General features: G+C 57.6%; 25 protein-coding genes and 1 pseudogene. 18 read left to right on the plus strand and 8 right to left on the minus strand.

Features of this window, described 5'->3' with window-relative positions; translation table 11 throughout:
- Positions 1-42 precede the first annotated feature (42 nt).
- Positions 43-678 (plus strand): TetR/AcrR family transcriptional regulator, encoded by a 636-nt coding sequence (locus tag GSQ80_RS16440; RefSeq protein ID WP_254059711.1) that lies wholly within the window; start codon positions 43-45, stop codon positions 676-678.
- Between the two features lie 375 nt (positions 679-1,053).
- Here GSQ80_RS16440 and GSQ80_RS16445 read toward each other — a convergent pair whose 3' ends face one another.
- The 3 genes from GSQ80_RS16445 to GSQ80_RS16455 form a co-directional block, all read right to left on the minus strand.
- Entirely contained in the window at positions 1,054-1,266 is a 213-nt protein-coding gene (locus tag GSQ80_RS16445; RefSeq protein WP_158788762.1) for a hypothetical protein, read from the minus strand.
- 81 nt (positions 1,267-1,347) lie between these two features.
- Positions 1,348-1,950, minus strand: coding sequence for a hypothetical protein (locus GSQ80_RS16450; protein ID WP_158788763.1), 603 nt, complete (start codon positions 1,948-1,950; stop codon positions 1,348-1,350).
- Between the two features lie 171 nt (positions 1,951-2,121).
- A complete protein-coding gene (locus GSQ80_RS16455) occupies positions 2,122-3,021 on the minus strand; it encodes an alpha/beta fold hydrolase (protein WP_158788764.1) in 900 nt (299 codons plus the stop codon).
- Between the two features lie 129 nt (positions 3,022-3,150).
- On the opposite strand from GSQ80_RS16455, the gene GSQ80_RS16460 reads away from it, so the two are divergent.
- Complete coding sequence (locus GSQ80_RS16460; RefSeq protein ID WP_158788765.1) at positions 3,151-4,065, plus strand: LysR substrate-binding domain-containing protein; 915 nt, start codon at positions 3,151-3,153, stop codon at positions 4,063-4,065.
- 84 nt (positions 4,066-4,149) lie between these two features.
- Here the strand turns inward: GSQ80_RS16460 and GSQ80_RS16465 are convergent, their stop codons facing one another.
- The gene (locus GSQ80_RS16465; protein WP_216850391.1) at positions 4,150-5,145 is read right to left on the minus strand and encodes an AraC family transcriptional regulator; all 996 of its coding nucleotides are present in this window, start codon (positions 5,143-5,145) and stop codon (positions 4,150-4,152) included.
- Positions 5,146-5,464: 319 nt separating this feature from the next.
- Here GSQ80_RS16465 and GSQ80_RS16470 point away from each other — a divergent pair, with 319 nt between their 5' ends.
- The 6 genes and pseudogenes from GSQ80_RS16470 to GSQ80_RS16495 all read left to right on the plus strand — a co-directional run bounded on the left by GSQ80_RS16470 (position 5,465) and on the right by GSQ80_RS16495 (position 9,025).
- Positions 5,465-6,196: an SDR family NAD(P)-dependent oxidoreductase gene (locus GSQ80_RS16470; protein ID WP_158788768.1), complete on the plus strand. Its 732-nt coding sequence runs from the start codon at positions 5,465-5,467 to the stop codon at positions 6,194-6,196.
- Positions 6,197-6,307: 111 nt separating this feature from the next.
- Positions 6,308-7,042: an SDR family NAD(P)-dependent oxidoreductase gene (locus GSQ80_RS16475; protein WP_158788769.1), complete on the plus strand. Its 735-nt coding sequence runs from the start codon at positions 6,308-6,310 to the stop codon at positions 7,040-7,042.
- A 60-nt stretch (positions 7,043-7,102) separates the two neighbouring features.
- Positions 7,103-7,717 (plus strand): annotated as a pseudogene (locus GSQ80_RS16480) (NADPH-dependent F420 reductase); the annotation flags it as partial.
- 65 nt (positions 7,718-7,782) lie between these two features.
- A complete protein-coding gene (locus GSQ80_RS16485; protein WP_158788771.1) occupies positions 7,783-8,199 on the plus strand; it encodes a nuclear transport factor 2 family protein in 417 nt (138 codons plus the stop codon).
- 318 nt (positions 8,200-8,517) lie between these two features.
- Entirely contained in the window at positions 8,518-8,808 is a 291-nt protein-coding gene (locus tag GSQ80_RS16490; protein ID WP_158788772.1) for a hypothetical protein, read from the plus strand.
- Positions 8,809-8,845: 37 nt separating this feature from the next.
- Entirely contained in the window at positions 8,846-9,025 is a 180-nt protein-coding gene (locus GSQ80_RS16495) for a hypothetical protein (protein WP_158788773.1), read from the plus strand.
- 403 nt (positions 9,026-9,428) lie between these two features.
- Here the strand turns inward: GSQ80_RS16495 and GSQ80_RS16500 are convergent, their stop codons facing one another.
- Positions 9,429-11,810 carry a winged helix-turn-helix domain-containing protein gene (locus tag GSQ80_RS16500; protein WP_158788774.1) on the minus strand — a complete coding sequence of 794 codons (2,382 nt, stop codon included), beginning with the start codon at positions 11,808-11,810 and terminating at the stop codon, positions 9,429-9,431.
- 195 nt (positions 11,811-12,005) lie between these two features.
- Here GSQ80_RS16500 and GSQ80_RS16505 point away from each other — a divergent pair, with 195 nt between their 5' ends.
- The 6 genes from GSQ80_RS16505 to GSQ80_RS16530 all read left to right on the plus strand — a co-directional run bounded on the left by GSQ80_RS16505 (position 12,006) and on the right by GSQ80_RS16530 (position 18,335).
- A complete protein-coding gene (locus GSQ80_RS16505; RefSeq protein ID WP_158788775.1) occupies positions 12,006-12,308 on the plus strand; it encodes a hypothetical protein in 303 nt (100 codons plus the stop codon).
- Positions 12,308-16,201, plus strand: a complete 3,894-nt coding sequence (locus tag GSQ80_RS16510; RefSeq protein WP_158788777.1) for a choice-of-anchor D domain-containing protein — start codon at positions 12,308-12,310, stop codon at positions 16,199-16,201. The genes GSQ80_RS16505 and GSQ80_RS16510 overlap by 1 nt, the downstream gene beginning before the upstream one ends.
- Before the next feature lie 10 nt (positions 16,202-16,211).
- Positions 16,212-16,787: an outer membrane beta-barrel protein gene (locus tag GSQ80_RS16515; RefSeq protein ID WP_158788778.1), complete on the plus strand. Its 576-nt coding sequence runs from the start codon at positions 16,212-16,214 to the stop codon at positions 16,785-16,787.
- A gap of 286 nt (positions 16,788-17,073) precedes the next feature.
- Complete coding sequence (locus GSQ80_RS16520) at positions 17,074-17,766, plus strand: hypothetical protein (RefSeq protein WP_158788779.1); 693 nt, start codon at positions 17,074-17,076, stop codon at positions 17,764-17,766.
- Positions 17,763-17,987, plus strand: a complete 225-nt coding sequence (locus GSQ80_RS16525; protein WP_158788780.1) for a hypothetical protein — start codon at positions 17,763-17,765, stop codon at positions 17,985-17,987. The genes GSQ80_RS16520 and GSQ80_RS16525 overlap by 4 nt, the downstream gene beginning before the upstream one ends.
- An 87-nt stretch (positions 17,988-18,074) precedes the next feature.
- Positions 18,075-18,335: a hypothetical protein gene (locus GSQ80_RS16530; protein WP_158788781.1), complete on the plus strand. Its 261-nt coding sequence runs from the start codon at positions 18,075-18,077 to the stop codon at positions 18,333-18,335.
- A gap of 191 nt (positions 18,336-18,526) precedes the next feature.
- On the opposite strand, the gene GSQ80_RS16535 is transcribed toward GSQ80_RS16530, so the two are convergent.
- Positions 18,527-19,423: an aldehyde dehydrogenase family protein gene (locus GSQ80_RS16535; protein ID WP_158788783.1), complete on the minus strand. Its 897-nt coding sequence runs from the start codon at positions 19,421-19,423 to the stop codon at positions 18,527-18,529.
- 14 nt (positions 19,424-19,437) lie between these two features.
- Positions 19,438-19,857, minus strand: coding sequence for a hypothetical protein (locus GSQ80_RS16540; protein ID WP_158788784.1), 420 nt, complete (start codon positions 19,855-19,857; stop codon positions 19,438-19,440).
- A 67-nt stretch (positions 19,858-19,924) separates the two neighbouring features.
- Between GSQ80_RS16540 and GSQ80_RS16545 the strand changes: the two genes are divergently transcribed.
- Genes GSQ80_RS16545 through GSQ80_RS16560 form a run of 4 tightly spaced genes read left to right on the plus strand, consistent with a single transcriptional unit; the run spans position 19,925 to position 23,920 of the window.
- Positions 19,925-20,710 carry a TetR/AcrR family transcriptional regulator gene (locus GSQ80_RS16545; protein ID WP_158788786.1) on the plus strand — a complete coding sequence of 262 codons (786 nt, stop codon included), beginning with the start codon at positions 19,925-19,927 and terminating at the stop codon, positions 20,708-20,710.
- The gene (locus GSQ80_RS16550) at positions 20,707-21,774 is read left to right on the plus strand and encodes an HlyD family secretion protein (protein WP_158788787.1); all 1,068 of its coding nucleotides are present in this window, start codon (positions 20,707-20,709) and stop codon (positions 21,772-21,774) included. The genes GSQ80_RS16545 and GSQ80_RS16550 overlap by 4 nt, the downstream gene beginning before the upstream one ends.
- Positions 21,771-22,811 carry an ATP-binding cassette domain-containing protein gene (locus tag GSQ80_RS16555; protein ID WP_254059712.1) on the plus strand — a complete coding sequence of 347 codons (1,041 nt, stop codon included), beginning with the start codon at positions 21,771-21,773 and terminating at the stop codon, positions 22,809-22,811. The genes GSQ80_RS16550 and GSQ80_RS16555 overlap by 4 nt, the downstream gene beginning before the upstream one ends.
- Positions 22,808-23,920, plus strand: coding sequence for an ABC transporter permease (locus tag GSQ80_RS16560; RefSeq protein ID WP_158788788.1), 1,113 nt, complete (start codon positions 22,808-22,810; stop codon positions 23,918-23,920). Before GSQ80_RS16555 ends, GSQ80_RS16560 begins: the two co-directional genes overlap by 4 nt.
- 15 nt (positions 23,921-23,935) lie before the next feature.
- Here the strand turns inward: GSQ80_RS16560 and GSQ80_RS16565 are convergent, their stop codons facing one another.
- A complete protein-coding gene (locus GSQ80_RS16565) occupies positions 23,936-24,076 on the minus strand; it encodes a hypothetical protein (protein WP_158788789.1) in 141 nt (46 codons plus the stop codon).
- Between the last annotated feature and the right edge of the window lie 902 nt (positions 24,077-24,978).

Genomic DNA, 24,978 nt, shown 5'->3' on the forward strand with positions numbered 1-24,978 from the left:
ATGGGCGTGGGGGCTGCGTTCTTCGATCAGAAGGAATGGGCAATGATGGCTTCCAAAGAAAAAGTCGTGTTGAAGAACCCGTTCGGCACAAAGATGACTTCTTCGTCGACGCGCGATCGCCTGATCGAGGTTGGGCTCGAACTCATGCGCAAGCATGGCTATGGCGCTACCGGGCTTCAGGAAATTCTGCACGCCGCTGGTGTGCCCAAGGGCTCATTCTATCATCACTTCGGCAGCAAGGAAGAGTTCACCGCTGCAGTGATCGAGCGCTACTTCACGCTCGAAGCAAAGCACGTGGACACGGTTCTCAGCAATACGCGTCAGACGCCGCTCAAACGGCTGCGACGCTACTTCGAAGAACTGATCCAGATGGCTGGCCAGTCGGCTCCGATTGCCGGCTGCCTGCTCGGAAGCCTTAGCCTGGAGGTTGCTGACGCAAGCCCATTGCTGCAGAGTTGCCTCAGTTTCAGCTTTACGCAATGGCAGGCTGCGATTGCCTCGGTGGTTCGCGAGGCCGTGGAAAAAGGCGAGTTGCCACAATCGACGAAGCCTGAATCGCTTGCGGGCTTCCTGCTCAATAGCTGGGAGGGAGCCCTGCTCCGTTCTCAGGCCGACGAGAACGACGCCCCGCTGAAGGATTTTCTTCGCTTCGTATTTGACGACTTGCTCGCGAAGTGAACGAGTTGGGCAGATGCGTGAACTCCTGTCCTGGCCAGCCCTATAAGCAGCTTCCCGGAAGTTGCAGGCACACTTCAACGAGATATTCCGAGGGCAACTCGTTAGGCGCCCGGATTTCCCCGAACACCATCGAGGCCTTTTGGAACAATCTTGTGCGGGTCTAAGCCTCGACCCGAAAGCATCGTGTCATCTGACGAGAACAGGTCAGTGCACTCGTTCAGGGCTTTCGCGATCGAGGTTCCCGGGAAACGGCGTTTTAGGAAACTTCGCCGCTCAGACGGTTGGGAGAGCCGAACTTGCCGATAATGCGACTGGGGAACGTGTATACATGACGACGAGTCAATCGACGGGGATCGCAACATGCAGGCGTTGGCGTCAGGGTGTGATGATGGTGGACTCAACCTGAAACTTTTTAAACTTGGAAGAAACAGTAATTGTTGTACCGCGGCTTGTCTGCTCAATCGTGCCTGTAGGTCGCCCCGGTGTGGGGATGTCGAGATTCTTGGTGATGGTGTCAATGCCAATCCAGGATAGTTCCACCGAAGTTTCATGCCAGACGCCGTCCATCAAGCTCCAGGTGTCGGTCACGGTCGTGCCCGGTCCGTATTGGTCGACAGGACAATCGAGAACAACACGAATGCGGTGAAAGAACGGTTGTTCCTTGTCGATTCATAGAGTCACTCGGCCGTGGAGCTGGCGTGATGCAACGGACTTCGGACAGGCTCTGTCGGGCTTGCATTCAACGACTATTGCGGGACGCTTCTCCACCTTTTCATGGCCAGTGAGCCTACATGAATAGGAGTCTTTCAAGGACCGAGGATCGAAGGCGAAGGATGTGGCCGAGAGGTACTGCTGCCGTTGCTCGGCGGAGAGCGCGTGAAGGGTCGTGACGGCATGGTCGTACTTATCGCTTTCCAGGGCAGCAAGATCCGGAGGGAGCTTTTGTCCGTTGATCTGCATCACGCGGCGATACGGTACGCCTTCGATAAAGAGTACGTCCCGCTCGATGGACCAACGATATTGAGCGTTCACCATGTAGACAGGGATTGGCCACTGGGTGCCGGGAACGGTGGGCGTCGGCGTTGTCCCCATATCGGGGACGATGTTGGATTCTTCTTCGTTGAAGGTATAGCGCAGAGCCTCTTTCGAGTTGACGTCGGCGTTGCTAATTGCGGCGCCAATCAAAGACAACGCATCAGGCAGTTCCTGAGCGACGCAACCTGTGTGCGCGCTCAAGAAGACGACGGCCATAAAATACGCTAGACGCCTCATCACTTTTTCACCTAACCATGCGCCAAAGGAAAGCACTGCCGCCGTAGTCGCTGAAAACACGACTTTCGAGGAGCTTGGTCAAGCGAGCACCGATTTGGTAACACAACGGCGTTTGTCGGGAGTAATCTCACGGCTACCTTGCAAAAAGGCTTCCAATGCTGGTGCCGTCGGTTACATGACCGACTGGTCATAGAACTGGTGCAGGTGCCTCGCAATGTACTCCAGACAATCTTCGACGGCGAAGTGGCCCGACTCAAGCCGATGCATCTCGGCTTTCGGCAGAGCGTCCAAATAGGCTTCTCCGCCTTCCCGGGTGAAGAAGATGTCATCCTGGCCCCAAAAGATGATCGCCTTCGGTTGGTTCTGTTTGAGAAACAATTGCCACTTCGGATAGAGCGTAACATTCGTGCGGTAGTCGTAAAAGAGATCCAACTGAATCTGCCGGCCGTTCGGCTTCTGGATGGTTGTGAAGAAATCCGAATGCCAGTTGTCCGGGCTGATTAGTTCCGGCTTCTGTGCACCGTGCAGATAAATGGCCTTCACTGTGTCATAGGCAAGCAGACCCGCAACTGCTTCTTCGTTTTCGGGCGTTCGGTTGTGCCAAAGCGCATCGCGCAACCCGCCCCAGGCAGCCGTAAACCCAACTTCATACACATTGGTGTTCTGAATGATGAGCCACTCAAGCACGCCCGGACTCTTCGTTACGATTCGGAAACCAACTGGGCCGCCGTAGTCCTGTACAAAGAGGCCGAAGCGGTCGAAGCCCTTCTGCCGCAGAAATTTCCCGGTAATTTCGGCAAGCTGATCGAACGTATATGCGAACTCGCGCGGGTCCGGCGCATCGCTATTGCCGAAGCCCGGGTAGTCAGGCGAAATCACATGAAACCGGTCCGCGAGGGCAGGAATAAGATTCCGGTACTGGTGCGACGAGGATGGAAAGCCGTGGAGGAGAACCAGCTTCGGGTTTCCTGGCTTCCCGGCCTCACGGTAGGCAATCTTTAGGCCGTCGACTTCTTCGGTTGCGTACTTCACGCTGGTGGCGGCGACTTCTGGAGCGTAATTCGATTTCATGGTGTGTCCTTTCGAAGAACTGATTGACGATCACGCTCCATTGGATCGCGCCTTTAGCTAGAAGTCTCAACGTTTGTTCTGATGGTATCTATCAGGTATGGCGATACCAGACTGATACACTTTGGCTCTATGGAACTGCGCCATTTGCGCTACTTCTGTGCGGTCGCCGCAGAGTGTAGCTTCACCCTCGCCGCGCGCCGCCTCCACGTTTCTCAATCGGGCGTGAGCGGACAGGTGCGGGATCTTGAACAAGAATTGGGGGTCGCACTCTTTCATAGAAATCAACGGAGCGTTTCTCTGACGCCGGAAGGTTCTACGTTTCTCGGTGAGGCCCGGGACATTCTTGAAAGAGCCGATCGGGCCGTGGAGATGGTGGCCCAGGCTGCCAAAGGGCACCGTGGCAAACTCAAGATCGGGTTATGCGGCCCAGCCACGGCCCCCTTTCTCCCGAGGCTGATCCGAGAGTTTCGTAAGAGGCACCCTGACATTTCGCTCTCACTCAAAGATCTTGATCCCGCACATCAACCGGAAGCGCTGGTCAACGGACAAATTGACGTCGGCTTTACGAGGGGAATCCCTGCGTCACTGCGGGGGACTCTTGCCAGTGAGGTCTTTTTCCGCGAATCGCTGATTGTGGCTCTGCCACATGGCCACAAACTTGAAAATACCGAAGTCATTTCGCTCAAGGATTTGGCTGGTGATCCCTTCGTCCTGTATGCGAGGGAAAGTGCGCCGGAATTATTCGACTCGATTCTCAGCCTGTGCAGGCGATCCCGATTTTCTCCAAATATCGTTGATACACCGAATCTCTGGCAATCTGTCCTAACCATGATCGAGGCCGGAGAGGGAGTGTCGATCATGCCTGAATCCGTCAAGCACCTTCGATCACGAGACGTCGCTTTCAGGACATTGCGAGATCGTGGATCCACAATCGACGTCGTCCTTGCGTGGCGGGCGAGCGCTCCAGATGCCGTGCTGGAGAGCTTCCTTGCTCTCCTACGTGCGCGTCGAGCCGAAGTGAAACGGAACTTCAATCAATGGTAGGTCAGCGTCTAAGTTTGGAATCGGTATTTGGAAGTCGGCGTTTCGGTAGCAATCCTCAACTTCAGAGATGCGCGCTTACCGGGACTAATAGTGGTCCGCCATTCCGGCATGACCGTGGCCTTCAAAACCACGTTTGAGGTATTCACCAGGGTTGGCCCCGACAACTCGCTTGAACGCCTTACTGAACGCAGCGTCGGACTCGTAACCGACCGACCGAGCAACGTCTATGAGCTTCTTGTCACGCTGTTCGAGTAACTGCATCGCCTTCTGCATCCGCCACTCGGTTACATATTCCAGCGGTGTTTGTCCGAGTAGCTCTTTAAAACGCGCTGCGAATGCGGAGCGAGACATGCCCGCCGCTTCGGCGAGGGATTCCACTGTCCAAGGTGTCTTCACACTGTCGTGAATGGCACTCAGGGCATTGCCTATCTGGGGATCAAAAACTGCACGAAGCCATCCTTTGTTACGTTCCGGTCCCGACGCAATATGTGCCCGGAGTATCTGGATAAACAGAACCTCGGCCAGTCGAGTCGCGACGACTTCAGATCCCGGCGCCTGTTCTGCCATTTCCGAAGCAAGCGCCTGCACTGTGTTGTGAAGAGCAAGAGTGCGTGCCTCATCGGCCTTCATCAGAATGAAACTCGGCAATAACTGAGTGATCGGCTTCAAGCTGGCGCGATCGAAACTCAAGGACCCACAGACGATGGTCGTCGGTGCGCCACCACCTCCATAATGAGCGACATTGCCGTTCGCCTTGGCCCCAATCTCGCGGAAACTCCACTGCGGACGTGTTCGCGGGCCGTCGCGCAGAACAATCGAAGTTCCCTTAGCCACCAAAAAGCAATCACCACCGGTGAGCGGAATCGGCTCCGGAATCCCTTCTACACTCAGCCAGCAGTTGCCGCGCGAAAGCATGGCGAAGTGCGCCAGATCTGTGGGGGGTATCTTTTTGCCGGACGGCGTGGCTTTTTCTTCGGCCTGATTTTCCTGTTTCACGCCCCACGGGGCTGTGGCTTCGAGCCTGTGCAGACCGAAAGCGGTTACGTGCATCGTTCTGAAAATGTCTGTTATCGGGTCCAACTGAGCCTCCATCTGCTCTCGAAAGTCATAGTGTTCTGTGAGCCTCTACGAAATTGCGCAGCTTCGCTCGTCGGACAAGCGCAGCAACAGGTCGAAGAGCCTCTACCATGACGGACATTCTCTTTGCTTCCAGCATCACAACTCCGACACTCTTTTTCCCCGCGCGTCCCAGTTCTATCAATAATGAGCAAAACAGCTCAGATTGGCCATCTGTCTGGACGAATAGACAAAAATCTTGGACTCCCGAGCAGTTTTCGTCCGCCGCCAAGGAATCTACCTTAGTGTACGGAATGCTTCACACATTCCGAAGGGAGCAATTATGGGAAAGCTAGAAGGTAAGGTTGCAGTCATCACGGGTGGATCGAGCGGCTTGGCGCTGGAGAGCGCCAAGCGGTTCGTTGAAGAAGGCGCCTACGTCTTCATCACGGGCCGGAGACAGGAGGCGCTCGATGAAGCCGTCAACCAGATTGGCCGGAACGTGACCGGCGTGCGCGGCGACGCGTCCAATCTCGACGACCTCGACCGTCTGTTCGACACAGTCAAGCGGGAAAAGGGCAAGATCGACGTTCTGTTTGCAAGCGCAGGCAAGGGCGAAGCCGCCAAACTGGGCGAGATTACCGAGCAGCACTTCGATGCGGGCTTCGACCTGATTGTGCGCGGCACGCTGTTTACGGTTCAGAAGGCGTTGCCGCTACTCAACGATGGCGCATCGATCATCATGATCGGGTCCGTTGCTTCTGTGAAAGGTTTTCCTGGTTTCGGCGTGTATGCGGCGAGCAAGGCGGCGTTGCGCTCATTCGCACGCACGTGGCTCAACGAACTGAAGGGCAGGCATATCCGGGTGAACGTGCTGAGCCCGGGGCAGGTCGACACACCGGATTCCCAGCGACTCGACAAGGAGACGAGAGAGATGTTCGAATCCCTGATCCCGCGGGGAAAGATGGGTCGTCCTGAGGAAATTGCGGCGGTCGCGCTGTTTCTCGCTTCAGACGAGTCGAGCTACGTGAATGGGGTGGATTTGGCTGTCGACGGCGGCTTCTCAGCCATCTGAACTCACGCCGACGAATAGAAAAGAGATTAGGATTCGCGAGCAGTTCTCGTCTACCGCCAAAGAGATCCATCGTTAGCACTGAATTCTACAGATCTACCAAAGGGAGTCATTATGGGAAAGCTTGAAGGAAAAGTTGCAGTCATCACAGGGGGCGCTACCGGCATCGGCCTCGCCGCAGCAAAGCGCTTCATCGAGGAGGGCGCCTTCGTCTTCATCTTCGGCCGCCGGCAGGAAGCGCTCGACGCCGCTATAGCCGACCTCGGGCCCAATGCCCGCGCGGTAAAAGGCTCGGTCTCGGATGAGTCCGACCTCGACCGACTCTACTCGGCGGTAAAGGCCGAGCGCGGAACCCTCGACATCGTCGTCGCCAATGCCGGGGTGGGAAGCCAGCTTAAGCTTGGCGAGATAACCGCCAAGCACATTGACGAAATCTTCGACGTCAACGTGAAGGGTACGATCTTTACGGTCCAGAAGGCGCTGACACTGATGGGCAAGGGCGGTTCGATCATCCTGACCGGATCGAGCGCCGGCACCACGGGCGCTCCGGCGTTCACCGTCTATAGCGCTAGCAAGGCGGCAGTGCGCAACCTCGCGCGAACCTGGGTTGAGGACCTGAAGGGCACCGGCATCCGCGTAAACGTGCTCTCGCCCGGGGCGATAGCGACAGAACTCGCGACCGAAGCACTGGGCGAGGAGGGCCTGAAGGCCTACGGCTCGATGACTGGGTTCCAGCGCATGGGCGATCCGGCGGAGCTCGGGGCGGCGGCGGCCTTTCTCGCGTCGTCGGACAGCAGCTTCATGACCGGCAGCGAGCTCGCCGTCGACGGCGGCCTGGCGCAAATCTGACACGCTACGCCCGACGGCGCTCCATTCGATTATTCGGAGCGCCGCAGAGCCCGGCAAACCAAAGGAGAATACATGAGCTACGCAATTCTCGGATTCGGTAAGATAGGCCAGGCCCTCGCCCAAGCCTTTGCCCGTAAGAACATCGAAGTCACCGTCGCGAGTCGCCGGCCCCCCGAGGAGTTAGCGCCGCAGGCTCGGGCGATTGGACCCACTGTCGTCGCAAAGTCGCTGCGGGATGCACTCGAGGCTGACACAATCATCTTGGCGGTTCCGTTCGGGGAACATCGCGAGATTGCGAAAGCCCTGCCGAGTTGGAAAGGCAAGACACTGATCGACGCGACGAACTCGTTTCCAGTCGCACCTGAGGAGCTAGACGGTCTTCCGTCCTCCGCATTCGTTGCGAAGTCGTTCACCGGCGCCAAGTTGGTGAAGGGTTTTAATCACCTGGTTGCGGCAACACTGGCTGCCGACCCGATCGTCGAGGGCGGCCACCGGGTCGTCTTCCTGTCGAGCGACGACGAGGACGCTATCGCTCCCGTGGCGGATTTGGCCAAACAACTCGGGTTCGCGCCCGTCAAGCTGGGAAAGCTCAACGAGGGTGGCGCGCTGGTCCACGCACGCGGCAAGACTTGGGGTCTGCTCATCTTCCAGGATCTGTTCAAGAAGCAGCAGTAATCGACGATTCCGAAACGTCCGATTCGATCGGACACGCTTGCCGCAAGCGAACAGGAGAGATTCCGATGAGCATCGAAAAGAATGTCCAGATCGTGAAGGATTTTTTTGCAGCAATGGGCAACCGCGACAAGCAAGGTCTGCTGGCATTGGTTGCCGAAGATATTGAGTGGATTGTTCCAGGCGAGGACTGGCCGCTGGCCGGCACGCACCGCGGGCACGCGGGATTGGAGAGTTTACTTCAGAGGGCTAACGAAACGGTGGAAACTTCGTACCCAAAGCCCCCTGAATTCGTGGCGCAGGGAGACCGGGTTCTGGTCGTCGGCGTCGCTACGGGAAAAATTAAAGCCACGAATAGGGCTTTCAAGGACGACTGGGTCTTCGACATCACCGTTCGAAACGGCAAGGTGACGAAGATTCAGGAGTACATCGACACGCAAGCGCTGGCGCGGGCCTCCGAGACGGACGCGAGCCTCAGGCTTTAACCCATCTGAAATTGGCGGATATCGGTGAGTGCATTTTCGCCAATGCACTCACTGAGACACGATAAATACTGAGAAGTCCGCTTCTGGGAACGGGAACTCCACCGCAGAACTTTTAAGGACTATGTTCTAGCGCGTTCGGCGAGGGCCGAGTATTTGAAGAGAAAAGCCAAGGCGAGGGCCGAAATTGGTGTAATCCTTCGTTACGCCTGCGGTGTTGCTGATTCCATTTTGACCTGCGACGATCACTTTCGCGCTAGCGGCCCCTGATGGTCAGCTGATATGGCTTCGCGACAAAAATTAGATACGGAGGGAAAAGCTATGCGAACGAAAACTTCAAACTCTATTGCGATTGCGCTCCTCGTCGGAGCTTCGGTAGGTATTGCCTTCGCCACTACTACCCAATATCAATGGACCCTTTCCGGCGGCGGCATCACCGGATCAGGTCTGTTGATCGCCGGCGCCGCGGATAACGGCGGCTATGACATCCTGAGTTTCACCGGAACGATCGATGGTTCGACGATTGATTTGTATGGAGGACAGCCCGGTGCGACCCCCGGGTTCACGCCCGGCGCTGGCGTCCGTTTCCAGACCATCCTACCCGAGCCTTGATTCCGGGTCGTCCAATTGCGTTGGCGGAGCTACTCTTGTGGATAATTGCGGGATAGCTTTCAGCCTGGGCGATGGCTACGGAAATATCTACTATAACGACACCGGCAAAGGTACCGGAGCATACGAATACACTTTCGTCGATGACTTTCAGAACACTTCAGACCTTGACGCCACCTTCGCCATCACACCTTCTACGGCGGCGACGCCGGAACCCTGATCGATAGCGTTGCTTGCAACCGGCCTGGCTATTATCGGACTCGCGATGCGAAAGCGGTTCTGTACTTAAGCGGCAGTCGGCCATTTTCGGCCTGAGGATTCGCTGCTGCCCGAGGGTTCCTGGCTTCTGCAGAGTCATCTCTACCTCGAGCTGCTTCTTGTTCAGCAGCGGTGAACGCTGCTCTCTCCCACGCGTTCCATGCCGTTAACTTAGGTGCCATCCTCGTCCATGGGTAGCTTCGCGCTTAGCGGGTCAATCCACTCCCGCGCTGCTCGCTGACCGTTTGGCTTCTTCCAGGGAGCGGCAATGTCGCACATTTGGGACGCCTGGAAGGACGGAGAGGGCCGCTGGCTCCAGTCATACGCATCGTAACCACGGAGGCGAACGAACTGGTGTCGCGGATTCATCCGCGCATGCCCGTCGTTCTGGACCCAACTACCCTTTGCAGAGCGGCGAGTTCTTGCTTCGCCTGTTGCAAGAATCTCGCGTCCGGGTCGGCGTGAGACCAGCAAGTAAGGAAGTTCTGGTACGCGTGGATGGCCGCGGTACGATTACCTTCTGCCGCAAGAGCCCGGCCAAGTTGAAGCGAACTCAATGGATAAGAGCTCGAGGGCGGATCCAGGCGTCGATTTTCGATGATGTAGCGAAAGTTTTTTTCGGCCATGGCTGGCTGGTTGGCTGCGAGGTAGGCAAGGCCGCGGCGCATGGGCAGGTCGAAGCCCTTTGAGTCGAACGGGCGGGCGGGTTCGAGGAGCGCGACAGCATCATTAGGCTTGCTATTGCTGAGGGCTATCTGGGCGCGGATGAGCGGCCCCCAGTAGAGCTTCCAGAGCGTCCCTTGCGGATGCTGGTTCTGCATGGTCTGGAGACCAGCAGTGGCGGCCGCGGTGTCGTTGATCTCGGCCAGCCCAAGGAGGTCGGTGCCGGTTTCAGGGTCTGGAGGGCTGGCACGGAGGAGGCGCGCGCCTGCGTCGACGTCGCCGGCCTCGATGAGATCGATACCGAAGCTTCGGGTGTAGGAGTCGGCCTGCGAACGGAGACCTTGATCATTCATGATTTGGGTGGCGTTGGAGATGAGGTTGTGGGCGTCGGTGAAGCGGCCTTGACCAATGGCGATTCCAGCTTCCTCGAGTGCGAAGAGCGGCGACTTGGGGTGTGCGGCGGCCCAGTCACGCTGTGCTTTGATCATGTCTTCATCGTGCAGAAAGTAGGCGACGGAGAGGCAGGCGGCGCGCAGATGATCGCCATCGATGCCCTGCTGTATCGCGTGGTTGCAGGTTGCGCGCGCTGCCGTCCCATTGCCATTGGACATTTGAGCGAGGGCCAGATTCAGGTTTAGTCCTACGTGCCTGGGGCGAAGAGCGACGGCATGGGCTGCGGAGATTTCTGCGTCCGGCCATTGGCCAAGTTGTTGCTGGGTGAGTGAGAGGCCGTTCCATGCAGTGACCGAGCGAGGATACAGCTGCGCCCAAGTCTGATACGTTCTTTCGGATTCAAAGAGGTCTCCAACGACGACCATTTGGTAATGGGCGGTGATGGTGAGACGTTCGAGAGCGCCAGCGGAGTCGCGCAGACTGTAGGCCTTATCGATGGCGTCGCGGGCAGACATCGGGTCACCATTGAGGCTGGCGTTGTAGGCCCAGAGATCGTTCCAGGCAATGGCAAAGCCAGGATCGTCCGAGATAGATTTCTTGAGCAGGGTGATGGCGTCGGGAAGCTTGCCCTGCTCGGCCATGCGGGAGGCTTCGCTGTAGGCTTTGAGAGCCTCGAGTGAGGCAGTAGTTGCGGGCGCAAGGCGGGCGTTGAAGCGGGCGATGCTGCTTCGGGATTCACCGAGTTGATGGCGAACGCTTCCAGAGAGTTTGTCGATGCTGCGAGGCAGATATTCGGGTTTGTCTGCCTCCTGATGAGCGGCCGCGAGGGTTGTTCCATCGACGCAGCTGGTCGCTTCCTCAGTGAGCAGGAAGTGTTGGCCAGTGTGAACGATCATGCCGTGGAGATAGGCCTGGCTGTTTGTTCTCTCGCAAAGGTCACGAGCAATGACAGGTGTGATCGGCTCATCGGGCTTTTGCTTCATCTCGGCCAATGTTGAGCTCATGGTGTCTTTGGGGACGAGAGAGACGAAGGGACTCTGAGACAGATTCATTCGCAGCGCGGAGAGGAGAGCGCGGTCCAGCACCGGGTCGCCGGTCGTTCCTTCGATGCCGGTGACGACGACCTGAACCGGAGGGCCGCCGGTGCTTTGCTCCCACCGCTGCCAAGCGAGCCTACCTGCGAGGGCGAGCACCGCGAGGACAATGGCTGCGGCGGCTATCCAGTACCGAGAGCGCGTTCTTGGTCGGGGGCTGAGCTGCCCGGGCGATGGAGCGTCCACCTCTTCCTGTTCGAGGGTGATCCGAGTGATGGATTCGCTCGCGCTAATAATCATCCGATCGGAGAAGGCGGGCGGATCTGTCGGGACACGAGAAATGGGTATGGCAAATCGGTAGCCACGGCCGGGGACAGTTTCGACAATCCGGTTGCCAGAGTCGTGGCGAGAGAGGGCCTTACGCAGAAGGAAGATGTGCTGGGTGAGGTTGCTTTCTTCGACGAAGGACTCCGGCCATAACGTGCGCAGCAATTCTTCCTTACCAACGACCCGGTCCGAATGATCTACCAAGTAAAGGAGAAGGTCGAAGGTCTTTCTATTGAGCTGCAGGGGTTCGTCGCGCCATGTCAGGCGCCATTGGGCACGATTGATTTCATACTCATCAAATCTGATTAAACCATTCGAAATAAAAGACATGGGCCCATTGAGAGTCAATTGAGAGTCGATTGAGACGGACTTGAGGACGTGAATTTGGACGTCGTGGGAGAACTGTTGCAGCTCACGGAATCAGATTGGGACACTCTACGAAATCCAGAAGAGCTAAGTATAGCAATGCCCGCAACGACTCGCCGAGACTTTACCCCCGATCGGCGCTGACTCACTAAAGGCGACATGAAACGAACGCAGCGACTTTCGATTGAGATTCAACACCGGGAAGTAACCATCGCGGTCTCCGGCCTGACGGTCGAGCGACTGGGTGGAGTTCGAGAGGAAGTGGGGAGTACGGTGTCGACCTGTGACCTCTGCGGAAGTCCGTGGATTCCGGTCGATGTGCATTGGGGCGAGGAAGCCGTTACCAGCGCCGACATTATTCATCGCACGCTCGAGCAAGCCGGCATGCATGTGCAGGCGTCCGAAACCGGTGAGTTGAACATCTGCCGCAAGTCATTGGAAGCCCTTAAGGAGAAACACTGATGCAGACCACGATTCGGATATCACACACCGGGGCCGGGCGGTCCACTCTTTCTGTTGAAGTTCGCGCGAACGGACGTGGACGCTGGAGCCGCTGGTTTAGCTTCTTCTCACGTTTGATGGGAAGGAATGTGCCGGCGGCTCGCAACCGGGCCGTTATGTATCCGGTGCTTAGCTTGTGTTTCCTGGCATTGGTGGGACTGGTCGCTCCCGTGACGGTGGAGGCACAAACGACTTTGATCAACATACTCACCCTCACTCCGTGGGACTACCCGACCTACAATGAGGCAATCGGGGCGTCGGTCTTGGTTCGGGACGAGACCACCCTTACGCCGCTGACCGGTACAGTCAACTTCTCCGTAGACAACGGAACGGCCGTGCCGGGCACAGTGAACAGCCAGGGACTGGCCTACGCCAATCTCGGCCAGCTTTCAATCGGCAACCACACAGTCACCGCCACGTTCGTGGGCAACAGCACCTACGCCAGCGCCTCCACATCGGCGACAATCGCAATCTTGGATACTTCCGTAACGTTTGTGGGTACGCAGGGGACGACCCTCTTCACGGATGGCACGGTCAGTGACGTTGAAGGCGTAGCAGTCGACGCCCAGGACAATCTCTACATCTCTGACAAGGCAGCCAACGTCGTGAAGAAGGAAGATACGTCCGGCAATATTAAGACCGTCCCATTGACTGGACTCAAGAATCCCGTGGGTCTCGCGCTAGACAGCACCGGGAATCTCTATGTCGCGGATACCGGCAACAATCGCATCCTGAAGTACGACGCGAGTGGCACGCAAACGGTGGTGCCGATTACGGGCCTCTCCGGCCCAACCTACCTGGCGTACGACCGGGTCAACGACATTCTCTATATCGTCGACCCAGGTAATGACCGGATCGTCAGCTTCACTCCGAGTGGCGGAGCTGTAGCCACGATTGTGACGGGCATGACTGCCCTGCGCGGGGTTTCAGTCGATGCGAGCGGGGACATCTTCTTTTCGGATCGCAATGCCGGCTTTATGGAGATCACCCAGTCTGGCAATCAGATCCCAATCTACGCAGCCATCACGGAACCAGGCGGCATCACCGCGAGCGTCGGTACTTACGTCGTTCTAAGTGATGCCGCCTCTAATTCCATTATTCGCTACAACGCAGACGGCGATCCCGAATATCAGGGAGGTCAAGTCCAGATCAATACCGCCGCGAATCCTGTCATCGGCATGGCATCGGACAGTACCGGACGCGTGTATCTTGCCCTCGGCGCCCGCGTCGATGTTCTGGATCCAGGGTCGGGGCGCGCCCCAGACGTTCCGGTCGGTAGCGGATCTGGCGGCGCAAATTCCAGTTTTTATCTCATCTTTGAGGAGCCGAAGGCAGGGGCAAGTGTTACCGCACCTCCACTACCGGCGTCCACGTTCAGCGGAAGCGGAGCGCAAACCTGCGTAGGTACGAGCGGTACTTGCTACATAAAGACGACGTTTACACCCCAGACCGCCGGCGTGAACACTGGATCCGCTGATGCCGCTTTTTTGCTGTGGGGCAAGGGCATCGGGGGAGCCGCAGTTTTTTCGCCTGGTCTCTCGTCTCAGAGCAGTTCAGGCGCAGCATCTATAGGCGGCGTGGCGCTCGATGCCGCCGGTAACCGGTATGTAACCGACAAGCAGAGCAATACGGTGCTGAAAATTACTCCTTCGGGAACATCAACAACCCTTCCGTTCACCGGACTTTCCGCACCGACACAAATTGCCGTCGACGCGCTGGGCACAGTGTTCGTCCTGGATAGCGGCAATGATCAGATCGAAGGCATGTCAAGCGGCGGAACACAATTCACGGCATATTCTATTGACTGCGACGTCAATCTACCCTTACCCGCCAACATCACAGCCTTTGCTCTGGATGGCGACAGCAATCTCGTAATCGCCGGACAACCATGCTTCCTCAGTGCATCGGCCAAGCGTGGACCCATTGCTAAAACGAAGCCTCACGACCAGAGCAGCTCTTCCTATCTCATCGCTCTAGTCGCCGGAGGCTACTCTGCCGGCATTGGTTTCGAAAATACCCATTATTTGAACTCTTCCTCCCTCACCGCTCCGGCAACAGCGGTTGCGATCGACGCGGAAGAGAATGTGTATTCTGTCGACACGGCCGGCGCCTTGAATCGCTTCGGAGTCGATGGAACTTTCAAGCAGCTTGCTACAGGGTTGTCCAGCCCGATCGGCGTCGAGGTCGATCCATCCGGTACGCTGTACGTGCTGGGATCCACGAACACTATCACACTGATCTATCCAAACGGCACTGGCCTTATCCAGGTCAATGGCCTGTACACGCCGGCTGGGTTTGCATTCGATTCCTTTGGCGACATCCTGATTGGCGATGCGGGCGACAAGCAGTTGTTGTATCTCGATCGCACCCAGCAGAACTACGTCTTCGGCGACGTCAACGTTGGCCAGCACGAGACCCTCGACGGATCGATCTCGAACATTGGCAACCAGCCGTTTACGATCAACGGCCCGCTCCCGGCGAACGCTGAATTTGCGCAATCGACCAATGAGAGTGCGTGTGTCGCGCCTTCTGGTTCTACTCCGGGTTCGACGATTGCACCGGCAAGCAATTGTGATCTCGGCTATACGTTCACACCGCCATCGGATGGGCCGTTCACGGATTTCGGCACGCTGGTCACCTCTCCGGCGACACTGGTTGGTAGTTCTGGCGGTGGAGCGATCCAGCTCAGTGGCAATGGCGAGGGTGGGTCGTCAGCACCTCAACCTGTGCTGACGCCAGCGATGATCAATTTCGGTAGCGTGAACATTGGAAGCACCAGCACAGCACAAACGGCAACGTTGCAAAATTCTGGAACGGCCGCGCTTACGATCAGCAGCTTCGGATTTTTTGGAAGCAACACGAGCTCGTTCAGCGAGACCAACACTTGTGGCGCGAGCCTGGCCGCGGGATCGATCTGCACGATCTCGATTACCTGCACGCCTGAGACGGCGGGAACCCAGACCGCCAACCTGGGAGCGAACTTCCCCTCACCAACACAGCAGCAATCCATCGCGTTGAGCTGTGCGGGAGCGACCGCTGCGGCACCGCAAGCGACTCTTACACCGTCTACGGCGAGCTTCGGCAACGTGACCAGCGGAACCACCAACGCGACACAAACATTCACGCTGAGCAACGGCGGCAACGCTTCGCTCATGATCTCCGGCATAACCCTGACCGGAATGAACCCAAGCGACTTCGCCGATACCACTGCGTGCGGTTCAACGCTTGCTCCCGGAACAAGCTGCACGATCGCCGTTACGTTCACACCTTCAGCCACAGGCAGCTTCAGCGGCTCGCTTTCAGTTGCCGACAATGCGTCGGGCTCGCCGCAGACAAGCTCTCTCACCGGAACGGGAACGATTCCACCCGACTTCACGATCACTGCAACTCCTTCTGCGCAGGCGGTCTCGCGTGGAGGTGTCGCCACCTACACCGTGAGCGTGACGTCGACCAACGGCAGCTTCACGGATGCAGTCGCTCTCGCGGCGGCTGGCCTGCCGGGCGGGACCATTACTTTCTCGCCAGTCTCGGTTACACCGGGAAGCTCAGCAGCTCAGTCGACTATGACCATACAGACAACGACGCAGCAGGCTGCAGGAAAGAGTGGCCGGCCGCAGTGGCCCTTTGTCGCACCTGTGTTCGCAGCCTTGTTGCTGCTGCTGCCAGGTCAGAGATGGCGGTCTCACAGAATTTTCATGAACCTTGCGTGCATCGTCGCACTGGTTGGCATTGCGGCATCTTCCGTCGGATGCGGAGGCGGCTTCGCTCTGCCCGCCAAGACCTACACCATCACCGTGACCGGTAGCAGCGGATCGGACACCCACTCTACCACCGTCACGCTGACTGTGCAGTAAACGAGGACCTATGACCTTACGATCCATTCTTGCCCTCTCGTTCCTGTCGCTTGCACCCGTCAAGCTGCTTGCGCAAGCCCAACCATCGCAGGAGATTGCGCTCGACTACACGTATGTGCACACCAACGCGCCTCCGGGCGGCTGCGGATGCTTTTCTATGAACGGCGGTGGCGGATCGTATGCCTACCATTTCGGTCCGCAGTTCGCCATGGTGGTTGACATCGGAGTAGAGCATGCCTCGAAGGTTGATAACGGTGGCGACGATCTGACGTTGACCTCGTTCCTCTCCGGGCCGCGGTTTTTCTATCGCCGGCCGAACACTCGCTTTGTTCCCTACGGCCAAGTGCTGCTGGGCGCGGTCCGTGCAACCGGTAGCCTGGGCGCAGCGAACTCCAACGGCGCGCTCTCTTCGGCAGTGTTTGGTTCAGCGCTGGGCGGAGGCGTGGAGTACAACCTCAGCCGCAGGTTTACGCTTCGTCTGGCGGAGGTTGACTACTTCATCACCACCTTCGACAACCTCGTCAATGGCCGCCAGAACAATATTCGGGTCACCGCCGGCGTGGCCTATCACTTCGGGAAGCGATGACGACCCATGATCATTGAATTCCGCAATCCTACTTCCGATCGAGCAGTCGACACGGCGACTCGAGAGCAACTAGGTTCCATATCCGAACAAGGCAATACAGGTCATTTCACCTTGGTCCTGGCATTGGCATTAGTCGTTCTGGCATTGGCCTGGGGTCTTTACGAATCCGTGATGCTCCTCACTGGGGTCATCCCCAAGTTCTAATGTTTCATTCTTAGCCGATGCCGGAACACGAGGCAGGTTGAACCATTTCGCATTTTAGAAAGCCATCCCTTCTGGAGCTCTTATGTCATGGAAGCCACGCTCAGACGACATCTTCTTTCCGGCAATGTCGGTGCTCATTCTCGCGGTCGTGGTCTTTGGATTCGCGCAGAGCTACTTCCTCCCCGGGCTGGTCTTCGCCAAGTTGCCTAACGCGCTTGTGCATATCCACGGTGCACTCTTCGTCTCCTGGATTTTTCTACTGGTCTTACAGAACTTTTTGGTTGCGGTGCGGAAAATCAAGTGGCACATCACGCTCGGTGTGCTTGGCCTGATCCTTCCGCCGCTGATGGCGGTCTTCGGCGTACTGACGGTGTTCGATTCGATTCGCCGCAATGGTACGCCATTCATTCCGCCTCAGCTCATCCTTGTTGGAGACTTCGGAGAACTCCTCGTCTTCCTGGTGCTGGTTGCGTGGGCGATGATTGTGCGCCGATCACCTGCGGCCCATAAGCGTTTTATGATTCTCGCGACCATGGCGCTACTCGGCCCTGCCATCAATCGCTGGCCGTTTCCTGCTCATATTCGGCTGCTGGGCACGTTCGTCGTATTTCTCCTCCTGCCTCTCCTCGTTGCTGCCTATGACCTGTGGTCGACTCACCGCATCGCCCGCGCCACGGCCATCGGCACAGGTTTGATTTACCTCCAGGCTCTGACCATGCTCCCCATCGCTAGCCTGCCTTTCTGGCCACGCCTCATCGCGGAGTACATAAAATGAAACGCCGTCTCAATCTCTCGGTTTTCTCCCTGGCACGCATTGCGATCGCATGGGTTCTGTCCTGTGCTCTGCTCAACAGCCGCCCGATCCATGCACAATCGCTCAAATTGGACGCAACCGCACCCTTGCATCAGGGCAATAACCAGGCGCTCATCGACAGCTTCGTCGGGGAACACTATTACTACTTCTCTGCGGAACCTGGAAAGTCTAAAGTCGCGTAGAGTTACAGCGGAGGGCAGGAGGGATTCAATGTCGGGGGCAAGCCGGCCTTCGCTGCCGCCTTCAATTCCCAGACCGCCGGAGCGGTGATGACTCACAGCGATGGCTCTTCCGGATTTGCGCAGAAGCTGCTTTTTTCTGGCGAGCCCGAGCTAGGAGCTGTCAAATTTCTGACTAATGGCGCGGTGGTCACCTCGAATGGGGAAAGCGGTACCTGGACCCTCTTTGATGCCGACAGCGGTATCTACACCGTCATCAATGGCGGACATCGCATAACCTTCGCCCCGCAGCGTGGACAGGCCTTGGTTGAGACCGCCAATAAGCAAACTGTCTTCGAATTCCAACACTGAGAGCGCTACAGGCCGTCATCAGGGTAGTGCATTTACAAACAGCACGTGGAAATCGAACTAGCACTTTGATAACTACCGAGTTGGCTTCTCGCTAGTCATCTGTCGGAGTTTTGGAGGCGGCGGGCAACGAGTTCCGTATCAGACTCGCTGCCCTTGCTGCGCTTTCACCTTGGCAACGGCTATGACTACCATTAGCCCCCTTGGTTCACCCCAGGAGGAGGTGCACCGACCGGGGAAACACTTACCAAGCGGCGATTGACGAATTCACCGAAACCAAGTTCCGAAAGCTCCCGCCCATAGCCTGAGTTCTTGATGCCGCCAAACGGCAAATTGGGAGCAGTCCAAGTCGGATGGTTTACGAACACAATCCCGCTCTCCACGCGCTCAGCGAGGCGCCGTCCATGGTCGAGATCCCCGGTGAAGACGGAGCCACCTAGACCAAATGGCGTTGCATTCGCAACTTCTATGGCTTCGTCTTCCGTATCGACCACATAGAAAGAAGCAACTGGCCCGAAGAGTTCCTGCAGATAGATTGGGTTCTCTTTGTCGATTTCTGCCAGAATAGTGGCCTCGACGTAAAAGCCTGGCCGATGAACGCGCTTGCCGCCAAGAACCACGCGGGCTCCGTTCTTCTCGGCAACCTCAATTTGATGCAGGAGGGTCTTCATTGCGTTCTCCGAAGAGACAGGTCCTAACGTAGTGCCTTGATTGGTTGGATCTCCGGCTACAAGGCCGCCCATACGCTTCACGATCCCGTCGAGAAACGCTTGTCCTCGTTCCTTGCCGACAACAATGAATCGCTTGGCGGCAACGCAGCTTTGGCCGGTGTTATTCATGCGACCCCAAAGTGCATTATCGAGGGTCGGTTCCAGAGGAGCGTCATCGAGAACGATGAAGAGGTCGCTTCCCCCGAGTCCCATAACGGATTTCTTCAGATTCTTTCCTGCGCGTTCTGCGACCGCAGTTCCAGCGCGCTCACTGCCCGTGACGGTAGCACCGCGTACTCGCTTGTCATCGATCTGAACTCGACAATCGAGATCGATAGTTTCCTCGATGGCAGCCCCTAACGATTCGCAGCCGTGTCGCATCGCACCCACAGCCTTTAATGCGCCGATCCGCCTTCCTCCGCTGAGCGAAGTTTTCCCAGGTCGCGCTGCCCATCGGGGTAAGCCAGTGCACCGCGGTGCATCAATTCGAGGTAGGCAAGAGTCTCTGTGCGACGGACGCGCTCCTCGAGAAGAAGGCCGAGGTACTCGTCAAGCTGTGCCGGCGTGATGTGAGAAAAGTCGAAGGGACCGGACGGAAAGGCGGTCTGGAAGCGCTGCTCGAACGCAACGCGTTCGGTGGTGGCCTCCTGGGCGCGGTCCTTGAGGGCTTCCGATTTGATGACAGCGACTTCGGCGTCGCCGGTACTGTTGATCTCATCTTCGCTAAGCAAATGAATGAGGTCGCTGGATTTGGCTGCGGCGAGGTTGCCTAGACGCCCGGCTAATTTTCGATATGCGTTTTGTTGAAATCTCACAATTCAGCCTCCGGCCCCTTGCAATTCTTTCAATTTTCAGCTAATTAACTAACTAGTTAGTCAATTAATGCCCAATTCAAACCCAATCCGCTCCAACTCCGATCGCGCCGACCAGACCCGCGCCCGCATCCTCGAGGCTGCCACCAACGAGTTCAGCGCTAACGGGCTTGCCGGAGCCCGCACGGAGCGCATCGCCGAAGCCGCCGGAGTAAACAAGGCGCTCCTCTATTACTACTTCCGCAGCAAGCAGGAGCTTTACAACGCGGCTCTTGAAGAGATTGCGGAGAAGGTTGTCTTGAGCGGCCTCTCTGCAATGAATCTGGAATGCTCGGCGGGCGAACGGCTTGTCCACTTTGCATTGAACCACTTTGACCGCATCCATACGCGGCGGACATTTCAATCTCTGCTGCAGCAGGAGATGATCCGCTTACACCGTGGCGAGGAGAATGCGGTTGCGCCGCTGGTGGAGAAAGTCTTCAGGCCCATGATGCTGCGCTTCCGCGCGGCGCTCGACGAGGGCCAGAGCACCGGAGAGCTGATTAGGGTGGACGACATGCAAATGATGTACGCCGCGCTGGGAGCCAATGCTTTTTACTACCTCTCTGGACCAGTGATGGGACTCCTGATGGAGTTTGACCCCTTTGAGCCCGGTGCACTGGAGTTCCGCCGCAAGGCCGCGGTCGAATATCTCGGCCAGACCATCTTCGTCGATCGTGAGCATGGTGCCCGCGTAGCCGCCCGCGTGCTGGCCGCGGTTCCAATGCCCGAGCCCAACGAGCCCACCATCGCAGGAATTAGAATCCCACCGGCTTCTGTCGTCCTAAACAAGACAGTTGAAGTGAGGCACAAGTGAACGCACGAAATCGAGTCTTTCTCATCCTCGGCATTTTGACCGCGGGTTCCCTTCTCTGGTATCTCCTCACCACCCATCGCTCCAGCGACCTGGAGCTGATTGGAACGGTGGACGCCAATGAGGTTCTGGTGAGCTCCAAAATTCCCGGTCGCATCCAGACGCTCACTGTTGATGAAGGCGACACGGTAAAGGCCGGACAGTTGATTGCGGTCATCGAAAATGAAGACCTTCAGGCCGCGCAGCAGGCCGCCGCTGCCGCCGCCAAGAGCCAGCAATTCAAAGTCGGTGAAACCGTCGAAACCGAGCATCAGACCCGAGGCGAAACAGGTAACGCAACTCTCAACGCAGAGGCCCAACTCAGCGCTGCAAAAGCTACGCTGGCACAGGCCGAGGCCAACTACGACCACCAGAAGGCTGATACCAGCCGCACCGTCGCGCTGACGCAGCAGCAAATCATGAGCGAGCAGGCAAAGGACGACGCCGTCACGACCCTGCAGGCCAGCAAGGCCGCCGTCGATGCCGCGCGCGACACCGTGACCGCAGCCGAAGCTTCGCTCCGTCAGGCTCGCTCCCACGAACTCCTCACCAACGTCGCTGCCCGCACCGTGGACGAAACGCGCGATCAGGCTGCCAACGCCCGCGCTCTCGCACAGGAGGCGGAAGTCCAGCTCGGTTACTCCAAGGTCGTCGCACCGGTTGACGGCAAAGTGAACGTGCGTGCCGCGCGTCAGGGAGAGGTTGTCGCCGCCGGCGCCCCGATCGTCACCGTCATGGACCTTTCTCAAACCTGGGTGTACGCACCGCTGCCGGAAACTCAGGCGGACTCCGTCAAGCTCGGTGATTCCCTCCGCGTCGTCATGCCCTCCGGCGCGACCGTCTGGGGCAAGGTCATCTCCAAGGCTTCCGAGGCCGATTTCGCAACCCAGCGCGACATCAACGGTGGCCTCAAGCGCGACATCAAGACCGTACAGATCAAGCTCATCATCGACAATCCCGGCGAGCGTTTCGTTCCCGGCATGACCGCCGACGTCTACATCCCCAAGAGCAAATTGGTGAAGCCGTGAACCCTCAGCCCACGACGCTGGACCAGAATCCGAAGCCGGCCGGGACCGTAGCAATTGCCGTTGAAAATATCGTCAAGCGCTATGGCACGTTCGAGGCAGTCAAAGGAGTCAACTTTGCCGTCAACGACGGCGAAATCTTCGGCCTGCTCGGACCCAACGGCGCCGGCAAGAGCACGCTCATTCGCATGATGACAACCCTCGTTCCCATCACCAGTGGCAGAGCGATAGTTGCCGGCTTCGATGTTGCGAAGGAGTCCGACTCCGTTCGCCGCGTCATCGGCGTCATCCCGCAGGCTCTTACCAGCGATCCGGATCTCACGCTCGAGGAAAATCTCAGCATCTACGCAAAGCTCTACGGCGTTCCGCGCGCTGAGCGTGCAAAGAACATCCAGGAGGTGTTGGAGGCGGTAGACCTGGTCAAATGGCGCGACGCGCAAACCAAGACGCTCTCCGGTGGAATGCGGCGGCGCCTCGAAATCGCTCGCGGTCTGGTGCACAACCCGCATATCTTCTTTTTGGACGAGCCCACCACCGGCCTCGATCCCGTCTCCCGCATCGCCGTTTGGGAGATGCTCGACAACCTCCGCAAAACCCGCAATCTCACCATGCTTCTGACCACGCATTACATGGAAGAGGCCGACAAGCTCTGCGACCGCATCGCCATTGTCGATCACGGCAACCTTGTAGCGCTCGGCACGCCCATCGAGCTTAAACAGAATGTTCCCGGCGCGAATGTAGTCGAGGTCCACTTCGATCGCGAGACCGAGCAGTGGAAGTCACGCCTTGAGGGCTTGGAAGGAGTCACCAGCGTGCAGGCAGAAAGCGCCGGATTCTATCGGGTCCTCACATCGTCAGGTTCCAGGACCACCATGCAGTTAGTCGAGTTAGCCGCGTCCCTGGGCGAAAACATAACCTCCCTTAGCGTTCAGAACACGTCACTCGACGACGTGTTTGTGCACTACACCGGCCGCCAGCTTCGCGACGAGCAAGTCAAAGCCATCTTCACCATGCCACCCAGGCCGGGAGCGCAACCATGAACAGGATGTTCGCAATCTTCGAGCGCGAGATGCGCAAGTTCTTCCGCTCGCCCGTCCTCATGATCATGTCCATGATGCTGCCCATCGTCCAGTTAGTCATCCTTGGCAACGCCTACGGCGGCAAAATCCGCAACGCCCGAGTAGCCATCGTCGACTACGACCACGGCCCACAGGCCGTCAGAATTCGCGAGGCCTGCGCAGCCATCGCGGTGAATATAGGAACCTTCAAAACGGTTGACTACAGTAACGAAGTTCAGGCGCGCGAAGATGTGCGCACCGGAAAAATCGACGCCGCCCTCATCATTCCAGTTCAGTATTCGCGCCGTGTTTATGCGCAGGACGCGCCGCGCATCGGGCTCGTCGTCGACAATTCCGACCAGTTCACCAGCTCTAGCATCCAGTCGGAACTGCAATCGCTGGTCGACTCCCTCAATGCTCCGGTAATTCAGCCGCGCATCGTCAAAAACATCGCCGTAGAATCCGTCGAGCTCTACCCCTATGTCTCGTACATGAAGTTCCTGCTCGCTGGCACAATCTCTCTGGCCATGTATATATCGGTCATGATCGGCGGCGGCATGTTGTACATCGACGACAAAGCCCGCGGCGTCCACGAGGGCTACTTGGTAACTCCCATCACCAAGCTTGAGTTGGTCATGGGCCTCAACCTCGCTGGTGCAGCCAAGGCCGTGCTTGCCGGAATAAGCCTCACCATCATCGGGTCTCTGATCGCAGGTCTGAATGCGATTTTCAACCCCATCGCCGATCTGGAATTACTCGCCATGATCGTCGCGACCTCACTTGCCTTCAACGGCATGATGTTCCTCATGATGGTCCGCGTTGACGATCCGCTAGTCCCTCGCGCCATGTTCGGAGTCCTGAACACCCTGCTGTTTTTCCCCTCCGGCGCAGTGTTTCCCATCATCGCGTTTCCAAAATGGCTGCAGGCCATCGCAATCATCGACCCCTTCACCTACTGCGTCCACGGCTTCAAAGCAATCCTGCTGAAAGACGGCGGCTTCGTGGCTATCCAATACGATCTGCTCTTCCTATTCACCTTTGGTATTGGAACGCTGCTCATCGCCACTCCGCTATTCAAACGCACCCTCTGACGCAATTCCTCGCAGTCATCCGAAAGGACTCGCGCACTCGTTGCTCGTCAACGAGATCCATTCAACCTGCACGGTGGGAAAGTGAGCGGTGAAAGCCGCGGAGAACGGCGAGCCGTGGAAGACCCCGGTAGCTTCGATGCCGCTGTGATCCGTCATGAAGGTGCCTCCTCGGAGTCTTGTTCTGTGCGGCTTTCAGGTATCCCACCTAACAACTTCAACTCTAAGGGGCAAATGATTTGCGACAAAGATCACATAGAGCCTTTGGGCGAAGGCCCTTTGGGGCTATCAGTGCGTGACTTATTCTTCAGACATGGCGCTGCCAGCCTAGTCAAAGCTTCAGATTATCCTGATCGCAATTTTGGTCTATCGCACCCTGCGGCGTTTAGCGGTAGTTACCGGCAACAACTATCTCTACGGCGCTTCGCCTTACTTCAACGCTAGGGGGTGTTCCGATTCGACTCCACTGAACGTACTAACCGGGAATCGGCAGCCGGGGTGTCTTTGAAGGTGTTCGATATGAGCTCGGGCTCCGTTACTGGATTCCTTGAGCGCTTGCACTGGGCCGTGGCAATATTTGCAGCGCATGATCTCATCGCGTTCTGTGAGCGCTTCGTAGAGAGTGCATGGGAGCCAACGCCCACGCACCTTAACCTCGCACTCCTTCATCACAGGCGGTTTCTTCTTAGTAGACATTGACGTGTTTAGATGCCTCCCAACGAGCTGTCGGCGTCCTCTTTTCCAGCTATTGAAACCAGAACTCGAAGTGAGTGCGCCTTACAGCAGCTGAGGGACACCGTGGGTAAGGTAAGCGTTGAGCTGATTGAGCTCGACCTCGCCAGCCTGAAGAGTGTGCGCGCCGCTGCGGACAAGCTGGTATCCGATGGCCTTATCGCCTAGAAATGAGCCGCTTCTGGGCCACCGCCGGAGACCCGCACATCACCTGCATCGCCTGTCACAACCTAAAGTGCCTGGCCTGCCATCGCGCCCTCAATGGCCGACGCGCGAACGAGCCAACCCAGCCCCACGTCACTGCACCGGCCTGCAAAGTCGGCGCGCAC

Origin of the sequence: Granulicella sp. L46 (assembly GCF_009765785.1) — a bacterium.
GTDB lineage: Bacteria > Acidobacteriota > Terriglobia > Terriglobales > Acidobacteriaceae > Granulicella.

What these genes read in the sequence shown, in the direction of transcription:
- GSQ80_RS16440 (WP_254059711.1), top strand. Translation starts at nt 43, where the DNA reads ATGATGGCTTCCAAAGAAAAAGTCGTGTTGAAGAACCCGTTCGGCACA.
- GSQ80_RS16450 (WP_158788763.1), bottom strand. Translation starts at nt 1,950, where the DNA reads ATGAGGCGTCTAGCGTATTTTATGGCCGTCGTCTTCTTGAGCGCGCAC.
- GSQ80_RS16455 (WP_158788764.1), bottom strand. Translation starts at nt 3,021, where the DNA reads ATGAAATCGAATTACGCTCCAGAAGTCGCCGCCACCAGCGTGAAGTAC.
- GSQ80_RS16460 (WP_158788765.1), top strand. Translation starts at nt 3,151, where the DNA reads ATGGAACTGCGCCATTTGCGCTACTTCTGTGCGGTCGCCGCAGAGTGT.
- GSQ80_RS16470 (WP_158788768.1), top strand. Translation starts at nt 5,465, where the DNA reads ATGGGAAAGCTAGAAGGTAAGGTTGCAGTCATCACGGGTGGATCGAGC.
- GSQ80_RS16475 (WP_158788769.1), top strand. Translation starts at nt 6,308, where the DNA reads ATGGGAAAGCTTGAAGGAAAAGTTGCAGTCATCACAGGGGGCGCTACC.
- GSQ80_RS16485 (WP_158788771.1), top strand. Translation starts at nt 7,783, where the DNA reads ATGAGCATCGAAAAGAATGTCCAGATCGTGAAGGATTTTTTTGCAGCA.
- GSQ80_RS16490 (WP_158788772.1), top strand. Translation starts at nt 8,518, where the DNA reads ATGCGAACGAAAACTTCAAACTCTATTGCGATTGCGCTCCTCGTCGGA.
- GSQ80_RS16500 (WP_158788774.1), bottom strand. Translation starts at nt 11,810, where the DNA reads ATGTCTTTTATTTCGAATGGTTTAATCAGATTTGATGAGTATGAAATC.
- GSQ80_RS16505 (WP_158788775.1), top strand. Translation starts at nt 12,006, where the DNA reads ATGAAACGAACGCAGCGACTTTCGATTGAGATTCAACACCGGGAAGTA.
- GSQ80_RS16510 (WP_158788777.1), top strand. Translation starts at nt 12,308, where the DNA reads ATGCAGACCACGATTCGGATATCACACACCGGGGCCGGGCGGTCCACT.
- GSQ80_RS16515 (WP_158788778.1), top strand. Translation starts at nt 16,212, where the DNA reads ATGACCTTACGATCCATTCTTGCCCTCTCGTTCCTGTCGCTTGCACCC.
- GSQ80_RS16520 (WP_158788779.1), top strand. Translation starts at nt 17,074, where the DNA reads ATGTCATGGAAGCCACGCTCAGACGACATCTTCTTTCCGGCAATGTCG.
- GSQ80_RS16525 (WP_158788780.1), top strand. Translation starts at nt 17,763, where the DNA reads ATGAAACGCCGTCTCAATCTCTCGGTTTTCTCCCTGGCACGCATTGCG.
- GSQ80_RS16530 (WP_158788781.1), top strand. Translation starts at nt 18,075, where the DNA reads ATGACTCACAGCGATGGCTCTTCCGGATTTGCGCAGAAGCTGCTTTTT.
- GSQ80_RS16535 (WP_158788783.1), bottom strand. Translation starts at nt 19,423, where the DNA reads ATGCGACACGGCTGCGAATCGTTAGGGGCTGCCATCGAGGAAACTATC.
- GSQ80_RS16545 (WP_158788786.1), top strand. Translation starts at nt 19,925, where the DNA reads ATGCCCAATTCAAACCCAATCCGCTCCAACTCCGATCGCGCCGACCAG.
- GSQ80_RS16560 (WP_158788788.1), top strand. Translation starts at nt 22,808, where the DNA reads ATGAACAGGATGTTCGCAATCTTCGAGCGCGAGATGCGCAAGTTCTTC.
- GSQ80_RS16565 (WP_158788789.1), bottom strand. Translation starts at nt 24,076, where the DNA reads ATGACGGATCACAGCGGCATCGAAGCTACCGGGGTCTTCCACGGCTCG.